Genomic DNA, 13,657 nt, shown 5'->3' with positions numbered 1-13,657 from the left:
CGCACGACTATGGACAACATGGCGGAACCAGGCGCTAGACCCAAACACTCTGACGGTGGCGATCTAGCTGACCAAAACTTGGTTGGCGACGCCACCACCGCCGCCCCCCTGGGCAACGAACTGGTCGGTGCCCTGCGCGATGCCCTCAAAAAATTTGACGAAGGCCTCATCTCGCGCTTTCGCGCCGGCACTTCGGCGGCGATCCTAGCGCCAGAGCGGGCTTGTTATGTCGACGCTATAATCAGCAAACTATGGAAGGGTACCCTGGGCAAGCAGGCCAACTCCTGCGGCTGTTCACTCCTTGCGGTTGGCGGCTACGGGCGCGGTGAACTGCACCCCGGTTCAGACATAGATGTTTTGTTACTGCATGATCCATCACGAGCGGAGATACCCAACGCCCTAATCGAGCAGTTCATTGCCGGCTTGTGGGATCTTGGCCTGGAAATCGGTCATAGCGTAAGAACCATTGACGAATCACTCCAGGCAGCAGCAGCTGATCAACTAATCGCTACCACCCTCCTTGAGTCACGCTGGATAGCTGGAAATAACGAGCTACTCAACATCGCCCGCGCTGAACTCGACTCCCAAAAGATATGGCCGAGTGAGCGCTTCTTTGCAGCCAAACTGGACGAACAAGAAGAACGCTATGGCAAATTCCACGATACCGCCTACAACCTCGAACCTAACATTAAGTCTAGCCCCGGCGGTTTGCGCGATATTCAGATGATCGGCTGGGTTGCGAAACGCCATTTTGGCAGCGAAAAACTCCACGATCTTGTTGAGGTTGGCTTCCTCACCGAGGCAGAGTACCAGACACTTTACGCGGCGCAGTGCTATCTCTGGGATGTCCGCTTCGCCCTCCACATGATAGCCGGACGGCGCGAAGACCGTATGCTTTTCGATCACCAAATCGCCTTAGCCAAGTTCTTTGGCTACTCAGATGATGATTGCAACCTAGCCGTTGAAAAGTTTATGCAGCGCTACTTTCGCACCGCCATGAAGGTTGCGCGATTGAACGAAATGCTCCTCCAACACTTCCAAGAGGAGATAATTTACCGACACCAAAACCCCCATCCACAACGCATAAACAGCCGCTTCCAATCTCGCCTAGGCTTTCTTGAGGTGACGGACCCGAAGGTATTTAGCCGCTATCCGTTTGCGCTGCTAGAGGTCTTTCTAATTCTGGAACAAAACCCCGACCTGAAAGGGGTTAGAGCTTCAACAATCCGGCTAATCCGCCAGCACCGCACACTGATCGACGATAAATTTCGCCGTGACCTGCGCTGTCGTAGCCTGTTTTTAGAAATAATGCGCCAGCCGCAAGGCATCACTCACGCCCTGCGCCGCATGCACCGATATGGTGTGCTTGGTCGTTATATACCCGAGTTTTCGCGCATCGCCGGGCGCATGCAGTATGACCTGTTCCACGCCTACACGGTTGACTCACACGCCCTCTTTGTCGTCCGCAACCTTCGCCGAATGGCCATTCCGAAGCATCGCAATGAGCTACCCCACGCCCATGAGGTGATGCTCCAAGTACCCAAACCCGAGCTACTCTACATCGCCGGCCTATTCCACGACATAGCCAAAGGCCGAGGCGGCGATCATTCCGAACTGGGTGCCAAGGATGCCTATAACTTCTGCATCAAACACGGCATTGGCGCCTACGATGCCAGACTAGTAGCGTGGCTGGTGCAACACCACCTAACACTATCAACCACCGCACAGCGACGGGACATCTCCGACCCCGCTGTCATAATTGAGATGGCCCACACAGTTGGCGACCAGACCCACCTCGACTGCCTATATCTGTTGACGATAGCTGATATCAGGGCCACTAATCCGGCGCTTTGGAATACTTGGCGCGCCGCCCTACTCCAGGAACTCTACACATTAACCCGCAAAGCAATTCGCCGCGGCCTAAGTAACCCCATCGACAAACGCGAACTTATCCGTGATGCCCAGCGCGATGCCCGACGCATCTTGCGCCACCGCGGTTTTCTGCCCGGCCACGTTCGTGCTTTCTGGCGCGATCACCTCCCCGAAGAGTACTTCCTGCGCCATAATGCCGACGAGATAGCTTGGCACACCGAGGCCATGCTTAACGCCGGTGAGGATGACATCCCACTCGTGCTAGCCGAGCAAAAAGAGACCGGTGGCGGCATCTGCATCTTTATCTATGCTCTTGACAGCACCGATCTATTCGCCCGCTGCACATCGGCGCTGGATAAACTTGGGCTAGATATCTATGAAGCACGGGTAATTACTACAGAATACGGCTATACTCTCGATAGTTACCTAGTGCTTGAGCGCAACCCGAGCGGGCCGTTCGACCGCCGACGCGGCGAGGAAATCTGCCAGGCCATGCGTGCTGCTGCCCTGAGTAACGCAGCTCCACCAGCGCCAAGCAGCCGCAAAGTTCCTCGCCAACTGAAGCACTTCCACACCCAAACCCAAATCAATTTCAATGATGATTCGGCGAATCAGCGCACCATAGTTGAGCTTACTACCGCCGATCGCCCGGGACTCCTTGCCCGGGTAGGCGTAGCTTTTTCTAGCTGTGGCGTTAGGGTAAAGAACGCAAAGATTGCTACTATGGGCGAGCGTGCTGAAGACATTTTCTTTATCACCGACAGCCAAGGTGAGCCCTTGCGCAGCGCAGAGCAATTCAGCTGTGTGCGCAGCAAGCTATGCCAGTATGTCGATGAGGAGCAAGGCCATTCATGAATCGCGGACTACCTTTCCTCCAACCATATCCTTTTGAGCGTATGGAACGGCTCAAAGCCGGGGCACGTCCGCAAAGCAGCGCGGCCCACATAAACCTGGGCATCGGTGAGCCACAGGAGCCGGTGCCTGAGTTCATCACCCAAGCATTGCGCAGCAACATCGAGGATATTGGCCAGTACCCGGCTACTCGGGGCACTGAACAACTGCGCCAGAGTATCAGCGAATGGTTAATAAGCCGCTTCGCGCTACCGCAGCATGCCATCAATGCTGGTGAGCACGTCCTCCCCGTAGCCGGCACCCGCGAAGCCTTGTTTGCCATAGCCCAGACGGTGATTGGCCGGGGCCGTCCCTACGTCGCGCTGCCAAACCCCTTCTACCAGATATATGAAGGTGCGGCACTGCTTAGCGGCGCCAAACCTCGCTATTTGCGAGTTGACCCTCAAATCGGCCTGCCTGATCCGGATAGCCTGGATAAAAGCGTTTGGAATAGAGTCCAGCTGCTCTACATTACCAACCCAGCCAACCCAACTGGTGCCATAGCTGATGCCCAATACCTGCAACGTCTTCTGGAATTAAGTGAAAGGCATGGCTTTATAATTGCCGCGGATGAATGTTACAGCGAGATATATACCTATGCCGACGCCCCCCCAATCAGCCTGCTTAGTGCCTGTATTGATGCCGGACGACATGATTTTGAAAGGTGCATGGTCTTTCACAGCCTCTCCAAGCGCTCGAGCGTACCGGGGCTAAGATCAGGTTTTGTGGCCGGCGATCCAGGGTTGATATACGCCTTTCTGCGCTATCGAACCTACCAGGGCTGCGCCCTACCGTTGCATGTCCAGAAAGCCAGCAGCCTGGCCTGGCAAGATGAGGCCCATGTGCGGGCCACTCGCCAGCGTTATGTTGAGAGGTTGCAGGCAGTAACAGCAATCCTCAGCGAGGTTCTCGATGACATTCAGACCCCTTCTGCCACCTTCTACCTGTGGCCACGCACACCGATTGACGATCAAGAGTTCACCCGCAAACTCTGGGAACAGGAACAGGTAACCGTACTGCCGGGGAGCTTTCTCTCGCGCACTAATGAGGGGGATAACCCTGGGCTTAATCGGATACGTATGGCACTTGTGCCCGATTTTGATACCTGCATTGACGCTGCAGAACGAATAAAGCGCTTTGTTGATAACGGCATATAGAGATGCAAGGAACCTCTAAAGCTCCCCCGGGGCCACTCAACTTCCCCGGTGTGGAGGTCTTGGCGCCAGGGATGGCGCCATGAAGCCTCCAGGGATGGATTCACGGCGTCCTCCACACCGGGGAAGTTGAGTGGCCCCGGGGGAGCTTTAGAGGTGCCTAGAGGCACCCCTAACAAACTCAGAATTTCTTGAATAGCGGAGTTAATAAATGAGCGGCGAGATACAACAAATCATAGAAGATGCATTCGAAAGACGCAGCGAAATAACCCCTGACAATGTCAGCGGGGAGGTCCGGGACGCCGTAGACACCGCCCTGAGCGAATTGGACTCAGGACGCCAACGAGTAGCCGAACCTACATCTTCCGGCTGGCAAGTTAACCAATGGCTAAAAAAGGCCGTCCTCCTCTCTTTTCGCCTGACTGATAACCAGCTTATGCAGGGTGGTGTCACCCGATTCTTTGATAAGGTGCCGCTTAAGTTTGCCAATTGGCAAGATCAGGATCTACGCGACTCCGGAGTCCGCGTAGTTCCCCCGGCAATGGCACGACGAGGTAGTTACATCGGTTCAGGGGCAGTACTCATGCCCTCTTACGTCAACATTGGTGCCTACGTAGATAGCGGCACCATGGTCGATACCTGGGCTACTGTCGGCTCCTGTGCCCAGATCGGCAAGAACGTCCACCTCTCTGGCGGAGTTGGAATTGGCGGGGTCCTCGAACCCCTGCAAGCAAATCCGACCATAATAGAAGATGAATGTTTCATAGGCGCCCGCTCCGAGGTTGTCGAAGGGGTTATCGTAGGCCGTGGAGCCGTAATATCGATGGGGGTATACCTTGGCCAAAGCACCAAGATATACGACCGCACAAGTGGCGAAATCATGTATGGCCAGGTCCCGCCTGGTGCCGTCGTCGTGCCCGGCAATCTACCGGCTGCGGACGGCAGCCATAGCCTCTATTGCGCAGTCATAATTAAATACGCCGACGAGAAAACCCGCGCCAAAGTGGGAATCAACGAACTATTGCGACCATGATCCAGCCAGTCGAACTAGCCCGAGAGCTAATCAAGAGGCCATCTATAACGCCAGCCGACGCCGGTTGCCAGGCTGTTATAGCTGAACACCTTGAGGCACTAGGGTTTACTATAGAATGGCAACCCTACGGCGAGGTCACCAATCTATGGGCCCGCCGCGGCAATGAAAGCCCACTGTTCTGTTTCCTCGGCCATACCGATGTGGTACCTGCCGGTTCGGAATCAGCATGGGGCTATCCGCCATTTCAACCGACCATCGAGGATGGCCTCCTCTATGGTCGCGGTGCCGCCGATATGAAAGGCGGTGTAGCAGCATTTATAAGCGCCCTGGAAAACTTTATCGACAAAACTCCCGACCATTCAGGATCTATAGCAGTACTGCTGACCAGCGACGAAGAAGGTGACGCTGTCGATGGGACCAAAAGGGTTATTGCTGCCCTGGAGGAACGCGGCGAGAAAATCGATTACTGCCTAGTTGGCGAACCGAGTAGCCAGAACCAATTAGCTGACGAGATAAAAGTAGGCAGACGCGGATCGTTAACCGGTAAATTGCGTATTAAGGGTGAACAGGGCCACGTTGCCTATCCCCAATACGCTCGCAATCCGCTACACATGGCGGTATCTGCAATTAAGGAGCTAATCGAAACCCACTGGGACGAGGGCAATCAGTACTTCCCGCCCACCAGCTTTCAGGTCTCTAACATTCGCGCTGGGACCGGTGCAGATAATGTCATCCCGGGCGAGCTGGAAATCTCGTTTAATTTCCGCTACTCACCAATGCTTGCTTGGGATGAGATAATTGCCTCTGTTGAACGGCTGCTAAAACGCCATGAACTCGACTTCTCTATCGATTGGCGGCACTCCGGAGAGCCCTTTCAAACCAGCGAAGGCGAGCTGCTCAAGGCTGTTGAGGCTGCAACCGAGCAATTCACCGGCAAGATGCCGCTTAGGTCGACTAGTGGCGGCACCTCTGACGGCCGTTTTGTTGCACCGACTGGGGCCCAGGTGATTGAGCTGGGGCTACTCAACGAGACGATTCATAAAACTAATGAAAACATTGCTATAGCAGATTTAGATAAGCTTTCTAATATATACGAGGAGACTCTTACGCGACTGTTCGGCTAAGCAGTTTACACTGGCATCGCTGGGGTGGTTAGATTAGTCATGACAATTGGGCCAAAGACGATCACATGGCAGAAGAGATAGATACTGTTAGCCGGCGCCGCAGTAATCAGGTATCAAATGGTAGAGCGGAGCACCATTACAAAAGGCCTGCTGAGCGGCCCTTTACCAGCGCCGAAAAGGAGCACGTAACCCTCCTCTTCGGCGGCTTGAGCATCGCTCATGACCGACTTATTGAGGCCTCTTTGCATGGCTTGGGGTATAAGGCCGAACGTATCCCCATGCCTGACAAACAAGATTTCCACGCCGGCAGGGAGAACTGTAATCCGGGACAGTGCAACCCCTTATACTTCGTTAGCGGTTCAGTAATCAATTACCTTGAGCAGATTCGGCGCACCCAAGGTTTATCGCGCCAGCAAATTGCCGACCAATACATATTCATCACTCCAGGTTCGTGCGGTCCGTGCCGCTTCGGCATGTATGAGGCTGAGTATCGGAGAGCCTTTGAAAAGGCCGGCTATCCTGGTTTTAGGGTTATTGCTTTCGACAAAAAGGCCGGCGGAGACGGCCACCGAGGCGGCAGCGTAGGCGATGGAATACAGTTCGACCTTAAGCTCTATCTAGCGCTTATTAATACCATATTTCTGGGCGACATAATAAACGGCTTTTTCTACCGCATACGCCCTTACGCTAGTGATATAAAAGCGCTTGAGCAGACATTTGAACAGTGCATTGCCATCTGCCAGGACGCTCTACGCGACAAAGACCACGAGCAGATTAACGTAGGACTTGCGGCGAGGCTTATCCATCCCTTGACCCCGCTCAAGAAGACCGAGGATGTAGCCCGCATACTCGCCCAAATAAAAGATCCGGACTATACTCAAGCCCTAGATAGGTGCCGGCGTGTAATAGCCGAGAACATCTCTGTCGACTGGCTAAGCGCTAAACCGGTGGTCCGCATTACTGGTGAATTCTGGGCCCAGACCACTGAAGGCGAAGGCAATTTCCGGATGTTCAGCTTCCTCGAAGGGGAAGGAGCAGAGGTCCATGTTGAGCCAGTGGCCACATGGATCGATTATATGCGCCATAGCTTGCACTGGAAGCTTGAGGACCGGCGCAAATCGGCTGAAGATGCAGCTCGATTCCCCAAGATACAACCAGGTCGGTGGCTGCGAGCCCGACTTAGCCACAACATAAAGAGGCTATTGCTCGGCTTTTCCGGGTGGCTGCTGAAGCGCGAATACAATAGGCTGCGCAGTGCCCTTGGCGGTCCTACCCCACAGCTTGCTGATCAGCAGATCCTTGAGAAACTCGGCCAGCCCTACTACAACGTGCGGGTTACCGGCGGTGAGGGGCATCTTGAGATAGCCAAGAACATCTACGCCTATAAATACAACCTAGCCCACCTAACCATTTCACTCAAACCATTCGGCTGCATGCCTTCAACTCAATCCGATGGAGCGCAGGCTGCTGTGCTAGCCGACTATCCACAAATCAATTTCTTGGCCCTGGAAACCGCTGGTGAAGGCGAGATAAACGCATACTCAAGGGCCCAAATGGCTCTCAGCGAAGCTAAAGCTAGGGCCCGTGAAGAATTCAAGCAGGCCCTAGCAGAGCGCGGCCTTAGCGCAGATTCAATAAACTCCTATGTGGCGCACAACCCGGGGCTAACAAACCCCCTACAGACGATCCCCGACCACCCCCAGGCAATAAGTCGTGGAGCCTGCTTTGTCCACCACGTAGCAGACCTGATGGCCAATGACCCGGACTGGCGAGAAAAAGCCGGTAATTCAGCGAAGGCCGAGAACCAGGCGGAGGCTAGTTAAGCATAATGGCTCAGGAGAACCACAGCGACCACCGCAAAGACTATCTTTTAGTAGGACTGGATGTTGGCTCTACTACAGTCAAAGCGGTGGTCATTGAACCTGCTAGCGAGCAGGTAGTTTGGCAGGATTATCGCCGCCATGAGACGCGCCAGGCCGAAACCGCCCGTGACTTTCTCCGCGCTATTCAAGACGCCTTCCCGGATTATTCAGCCGAACAGCTCAGAGTATTCATAACCGGATCGGGGGGCAGTGCCCTCGCCGAGTCTCTCAACGCTCGCTTTGTCCAGGAGGTCCATGCGGTATCACTGGCCGTTGAGAAGCTATATCCGGAGGTTGGCAGTGTGGTCGAACTCGGCGGCCAAGACGCCAAGATAATAATATTTAAAGACACGGGGACACGCGGGAAGAAAAAAATCCCCTCAATGAACGACAAGTGCGCCGGTGGTACCGGAGCGGTCATTGACAAGATAGGCGCCAAGCTCAGCATTCCTGCGGACAAGCTCGGCGATATGGGCTATAAAGGCCTAACCATTCATCCAGTAGCCGGCAAGTGTGGTGTCTTTGCTGAAACAGACATCAATTCCCTGCAAAAGCAGGGGGTAAGCTCTGATGAGTTAATGGCTTCGCTGTTCGAATCAATCGTTCAGCAGAATATCTCAGTACTGACCCGTGGCCATACCCTTAGACCTTATGTCTTATTGCTCGGCGGCCCCAACACCTATATACGCGGCCTTCAGGAGTGCTGGCGCCATCACATAACAGATATCTGGCAGGAGCGCGGGGTAGAATTGCCGGCTGGAGAGCCAGCCAACGTCAATCGCCCTACCCATGGATCTACCCATGGATCTACCCATGGCTCGCCGACTAAAGCCTCGCCAGTCAAAGATCCGGCTGAATACATAATAGTACCCGAGCGCGCTCAGTATTTTGCCGCTTTAGGTGCTGCCGAACTCGGCCGCCAGGAGTTGGAAGATAACCCCGATCTGGCCTGCTTTCCCGGGATTGCCAAGCTGGATTGGTTTATCGAGCAGGGCCGGCGCAACGCTCGCTCAGCCAGCTACACCGAACCACTGGTCAAAAGCAAGGCCGAGCTGGATGCCTTCCTTGAGACCTATCGCCCACCCCCGTGGCACCCAGCGCAGTTCCGCAACGGCGAGCTGGTAAAGGCATTCATTGGTATTGATGCCGGTTCTACCTCCACCAAAGGGGTACTGATTAGCCCCGAAGGAGAGGTGTTGGCCAAGGCCTATCGGCTCTCCCAGGGCAACCCGATTGAAGACGCGACCGCTATACTCGCCGAACTGCACGGCCAAGTAACTGCTCAAGGAGCACAATTAGAAGTGCTCGGCGTTGGCACCACCGGTTATGCCAAGGATATCATCCGCGACGTTCTCAAGGCCGATACAGCTCTTGTCGAGACAGTAGCCCATAGCCACGCCTGTCAACACTTCTACCCTGGTACAGACGTCATAGTTGATGTTGGTGGGCAAGACATAAAGCTTATGTTCCTCAAGGATGGCAGGGTTCGTGACTTTCGCCTCAACACCCAGTGTTCGGCTGGCAATGGCTACTTCCTCCAAGCCACTGCCCAAGCCTTCGGCTATGCTGTCGAAGACTACGCTGAGCTGGCCTTCAGCGCCGAAGCCATGCCCGATTTTAACCACGGCTGTGCCGTTTTCCTGCAATCCGATATCGTCGACTTCCAGCGCAAAGGTTGGCAGCCAAACGAGATCCTCGCCGGACTAGCGGCGGTACTACCCAAAAATGTTTGGCTCTATGTGGCTCAGATAGCCAATCCTGCCGACTTGGGTAGCCGCTTTGTGCTCCAGGGTGGTGCGCAGCGCAACCTGGCCGCAGTAAAAGCGCAAGTCGATGATCTGCGCCAACGCTTCGCTCGCACCGGCAGTGAATGCGATATCCGGGTCCACCGCCATTGTGGTGAATCAGGCGCTATAGGCGCTGCCCTCGAAGCCCGCCGCCTTCACAAGGGCGGTCAAAGTAGCGAGTTTATCGGCATAGACAGGGCTCGCCGGGTACGCCACCGCACCGTACGCAATGAGCAGACCCGTTGCTATTTTTGCAAAAACCTCTGTCTACGCACCTTCATTGATGTTTACACTGGGGATGGTGACCCGCCAGAAGAGCCGCAGCCTGTAGAGCATATTGATAGCGAGCGCGGTTCTCGCAAGCTGCCCAGAATCCCTATCCCGGAGGGCTACAAGCGAGTCATAGTTGCCACCTGCGAAAAGGGCGAAGTTGAAGACGTCGCTGCGATGCGCAAGATAAAGACCAATCTCGATCAGCTGGTCGAGCGTAATCCGAACTTTATCGACCGTGCCGCCCAAACTATATTCCAGCAACCTGAGGTTGACTCAGTAGCCGAACCTAATCCCACACTTTTACAGGCGGTTATTCAGCCCCACACGGCCTTTCGCCGCCGTAATGCTGCGGAGAAACGCAACGAGGCGCGGATCGGCATACCCCGAGTATTGAACATGTATGCCTGTGCGCCCTTTTTCCTCGGCTATTTCACGGCCCTCGGAGTACCGCCACGCAATATCGTCTTTTCCGCTTACACCGATAATGATCTTTACCGCCAGGGCGCTAAACGCGGCAGCATAGACCCGTGCTTCCCGAGCAAACTGGGCATTCCCCACGTGCATAACCTGATTTTTTCCAAGCACAAACGGCGCGCCCTAACGCACATATTCTTCCCCATGATTCACAGCTTACCGCAAGGCCTCGACAACACCATGGACTCCATGGCCTGTCCAACAGTGGTAGCAAGCGCTGAATCTACCCATGCAGCTTTCGTCCGCGAAGGTGACCTATTCCAAGAGCAGGGCATAAACTTCAAGAAAACCTTTTTGAATCTCCATGATCCTATGCTCTGTGCCAGACAGCTATACGATGATTGGCGCAACGAACTCGATTTAACCCTACGCGAATCATATCTAGCGGTAGAACAAGGCCTGCAGGCACTAGCTAACCATCAGTATAGGCTCCAAGTTCAGCAGCGCAAAGCCTTGGATATGCTAGAGCGTGAAGGCAGGGTAGGAATCGGGGTTCTGGGCAGGCCTTATCACAATGATCCGGGCATCAACCACGGCATACTCGATGAGCTACAACGCAAGGGCTACCCCATATTCTGGCAAGATGCCTTACCCACCGACAGCGATCTTCTTGAAAGGCTTTTTGGCGAACAGCTGCGCAACGGCGAAATAAGTTCGCCGCTCTCTATTGAGGACGTATGGAAGAATGATTTTTCCGAACACACATCGCGCAAACTCTGGGCGGCTAAGTTTATCTCCCGCCATCCAAACCTGGTAGCAGTAGAGCTGTCCAGCTTCAAATGCGGGCACGACGCACCTGTCTACGGGGTAGTAGAGGAGATAATCGAGTCCTCGGGAACGCCCTACTTCTGCTTTAAGGACCTAGACGAAAACCGCCCAGCGGGATCAATCCAGATCCGCACCGAGACCATAGATTATTTTCTGCAGCAATATGAACACCTGTTACGCAAACAGGATATAGCTGCCTGAAGGAGCCTCTAACCTCCCTGGAATCACTCAGCTGTCACTCAACCGCCCCGGTGTGGCGATGTGGAGGTCTTGGCGCCAGGGATGGCACCTCGAAACCTCCAAGGATGGATTCACGGCGTCCTCCTCCGGGACGGTTGAGTGACAGTTGAGTGACTCCGGGGGAGTTTTGGAGATCACCCTGACCAAGCACAATTAAACCACGGCTGGTCCTAGCAGGACAGGCCGAGCACATCACGCATGTCGTAAAGTCCCGCCGGTTGGCCGATGACCCAGTGCGCAGCGCGCAGCGCACCGACGGCAAAAGTGCTTCTACTAGAGGCCTTGTGAGTCAACTCAATGCGCTCGCCTTGCCCGGCAAACATCACTGTATGCTCACCAACGATATCCCCGGCACGGATTGTTTCGAACCCGATAGTCTTACTATCGCGCTCACCCGTATGGCCCTCACGCCCATATACAGCGCACTGCCCAAGATCGCGGCCTAACTCCTTAGCCACCGCCTCACCGAGACGCAGCGCAGTACCCGATGGAGCATCAACCTTATGCCGGTGATGCGCCTCGATTATCTCAATATCGCTTTGCGCCCCTACCGCTTGCGCAGCTTGCTCTACTAGAGCAGTAAGCAGTGTTATTCCCGTAGAGTAGTTGGCTGCATGCACCACCGCATTATGCTGCGATAGCTCAGCTACGGCTTCACTCTGCCCCGCCGCCAGACCGGTTGTCCCCAACACTAGTGGACATTTATGCTGGCGACAGGCCGCGGCAACCTCGACGGTTGCCTGTGGTAAAGAAAAATCTATTACTACATCTGCGGCCGCAACAACCGCCTCAAGGTTCGCGCTAATCTCCACCCCCAGAGCGCCTATCCCGGCCAGTTCTCCGGCGTCCTGGCCGAGGAGCTGCTCACCGCGATCGGCCGCAGCTACAAGATAGGCCTCTTCATCGCGCAGTATAGTGTCGACGAGCATTCGCCCCATCCGCCCGCCGGCACCTACAACCGCGACAGCCGTGCTCATGAGCGCCACTCCTCAAAGAACTGTTTGGCCCTATCTAGCCACGACGAGGTCTGCGGTTGATGCTTGCCGCCGGTGTCGTGCAAGGTCTCGCGGAACTGCTCAAGCAACTCTTTTTGCTTTTTGGTCAGGTGTACCGGGGTCTCGACATGGATCCGGCATAGCATGTCGCCCTGGCGGTTACTGCGCACCGGCTTTACCCCCTTGCCCCGCAGGCGGAATGTTTGTCCTGACTGCGTACCAGCCGGGATGCGCAGGTTTACCCGCCCTTCCAGGGTTGGTACTTCTACCTCACCACCGAGGGCAGCACTAACAATATCAATCGGCACTTGGCAGAAAAGATCTGCACCTTCGCGCTCGAAGAACTCATGCTCTTTGACCGCCACTTGAACATAGAGATCGCCCGGTGGGCCGCCCTTTTCACCGGGCTCCCCTTCACCAGCGAGGCGAATCCGGTCACCGGTATCGACACCGGCAGGAATGCGTACATTTAGCGTCTTGCGATCCTCTACCCGGCCTCGACCGCGACATTTCGGACATGGATCGGTAATTAATGAGCCCGTTCCGCTACAGCGCGGACATGTCTGCTGCAGAGAAAAGAAGCCTTGCTGGACCCGAACATCTCCATGACCATTACAGGTAGGACACGTCTGCGGCTTAGTTGCACCGCGCGAGCCGGTGCCCTTACAAGCATCACACTCGACGTGCGTGGGTATTTGTATTTGCTGCTCAGTTCCCTTTACCGACTCTTCTAAGGTCAGCTCAAGGGTATAGCGCAAATCGTGGCCTCGGTAGGCCCTGTTGCGCCCCCCTCCCCTGACATTGGCACCGAATATATCGCCAAACACATCAGAGAAGATGTCCTGAAAATCGTGCGGTGAAGGGCCACCAGGCCCGTAACCGCCGCCTGCAGATTGATCTACCCCAGCGTGACCAAACTGATCGTAAGCGGCCCGTTTCTGAGCGTCAGACAAGACCTCATATGCTTCTTTAGCCTCCTTAAAACGCTCAGCCGCATCTTCATCACCCGGGTTGCGATCCGGGTGGTATTTCTGGGCCATGCGCCGGTAGGCCTTTTTAATCTCAGCATCCGAGGCGTTCTTGGAAACCCCTAATGCCTCATAGTAATCACGCTTCGCCATAGGCTGCTCCGCATTTCCACACCCAGCAACAAGAAAGGCGCAGGAGGATAATCCGCCCTGCGC

At 55.0% G+C, this 13,657-nt stretch carries 8 protein-coding genes; 6 read left to right on the top strand and 2 right to left on the bottom strand.

Annotation, left to right across the window (positions count from 1 at the left end):
* Positions 1-9: 9 nt before the first annotated feature.
* The 6 genes from glnD (at position 10) to HH1059_RS03775 (ending at position 11,439) form a co-directional block, all read left to right on the top strand.
* Positions 10-2,727, top strand: coding sequence for a [protein-PII] uridylyltransferase (gene glnD, locus HH1059_RS03800; protein WP_231902011.1), 2,718 nt, complete (start codon positions 10-12; stop codon positions 2,725-2,727).
* Positions 2,724-3,920 carry a succinyldiaminopimelate transaminase gene (gene dapC / locus HH1059_RS03795; protein WP_096408474.1) on the top strand — a complete coding sequence of 399 codons (1,197 nt, stop codon included), beginning with the start codon at positions 2,724-2,726 and terminating at the stop codon, positions 3,918-3,920. The genes glnD and dapC overlap by 4 nt, the downstream gene beginning before the upstream one ends.
* Positions 3,921-4,128: 208 nt before the next feature.
* A complete protein-coding gene (dapD, locus tag HH1059_RS03790; RefSeq protein WP_096408471.1) occupies positions 4,129-4,950 on the top strand; it encodes a 2,3,4,5-tetrahydropyridine-2,6-dicarboxylate N-succinyltransferase in 822 nt (273 codons plus the stop codon).
* Complete coding sequence (dapE, locus tag HH1059_RS03785; protein ID WP_096408469.1) at positions 4,947-6,074, top strand: succinyl-diaminopimelate desuccinylase; 1,128 nt, start codon at positions 4,947-4,949, stop codon at positions 6,072-6,074. Before dapD ends, dapE begins: the two co-directional genes overlap by 4 nt.
* A gap of 65 nt (positions 6,075-6,139) precedes the next feature.
* Complete coding sequence (locus tag HH1059_RS03780; protein ID WP_179948774.1) at positions 6,140-7,897, top strand: activator of (R)-2-hydroxyglutaryl-CoA dehydratase; 1,758 nt, start codon at positions 6,140-6,142, stop codon at positions 7,895-7,897.
* A gap of 5 nt (positions 7,898-7,902) precedes the next feature.
* The gene (locus HH1059_RS03775; RefSeq protein ID WP_096408466.1) at positions 7,903-11,439 is read left to right on the top strand and encodes a BadF/BadG/BcrA/BcrD ATPase family protein; all 3,537 of its coding nucleotides are present in this window, start codon (positions 7,903-7,905) and stop codon (positions 11,437-11,439) included.
* Between the two features lie 209 nt (positions 11,440-11,648).
* Here HH1059_RS03775 and dapB read toward each other — a convergent pair whose 3' ends face one another.
* Positions 11,649-12,455, bottom strand: a complete 807-nt coding sequence (dapB, locus tag HH1059_RS03770) for a 4-hydroxy-tetrahydrodipicolinate reductase (protein WP_096408463.1) — start codon at positions 12,453-12,455, stop codon at positions 11,649-11,651.
* Entirely contained in the window at positions 12,452-13,594 is a 1,143-nt protein-coding gene (gene dnaJ / locus HH1059_RS03765; protein ID WP_096408461.1) for a molecular chaperone DnaJ, read from the bottom strand. The genes dapB and dnaJ overlap by 4 nt, the downstream gene beginning before the upstream one ends.
* Positions 13,595-13,657: the final 63 nt, after the last annotated feature.

The sequence above is a fragment of the Halorhodospira halochloris genome, from assembly GCF_002356555.2.
Classification (GTDB): Bacteria; Pseudomonadota; Gammaproteobacteria; order Nitrococcales; family Halorhodospiraceae; genus Halorhodospira; species Halorhodospira halochloris.
Note: the sequence above shows the minus strand (reverse complement) of the source record. Positions and strands in the feature narration are given on the sequence as shown.

What these genes read in the sequence shown, in the direction of transcription:
- dapB (WP_096408463.1), bottom strand. Translation starts at nt 12,455, where the DNA reads ATGAGCACGGCTGTCGCGGTTGTAGGTGCCGGCGGGCGGATGGGGCGA.
- glnD (WP_231902011.1), top strand. Translation starts at nt 10, where the DNA reads ATGGACAACATGGCGGAACCAGGCGCTAGACCCAAACACTCTGACGGT.
- dapD (WP_096408471.1), top strand. Translation starts at nt 4,129, where the DNA reads ATGAGCGGCGAGATACAACAAATCATAGAAGATGCATTCGAAAGACGC.
- dapC (WP_096408474.1), top strand. Translation starts at nt 2,724, where the DNA reads ATGAATCGCGGACTACCTTTCCTCCAACCATATCCTTTTGAGCGTATG.
- HH1059_RS03780 (WP_179948774.1), top strand. Translation starts at nt 6,140, where the DNA reads ATGGCAGAAGAGATAGATACTGTTAGCCGGCGCCGCAGTAATCAGGTA.
- dapE (WP_096408469.1), top strand. Translation starts at nt 4,947, where the DNA reads ATGATCCAGCCAGTCGAACTAGCCCGAGAGCTAATCAAGAGGCCATCT.
- dnaJ (WP_096408461.1), bottom strand. Translation starts at nt 13,594, where the DNA reads ATGGCGAAGCGTGATTACTATGAGGCATTAGGGGTTTCCAAGAACGCC.
- HH1059_RS03775 (WP_096408466.1), top strand. Translation starts at nt 7,903, where the DNA reads ATGGCTCAGGAGAACCACAGCGACCACCGCAAAGACTATCTTTTAGTA.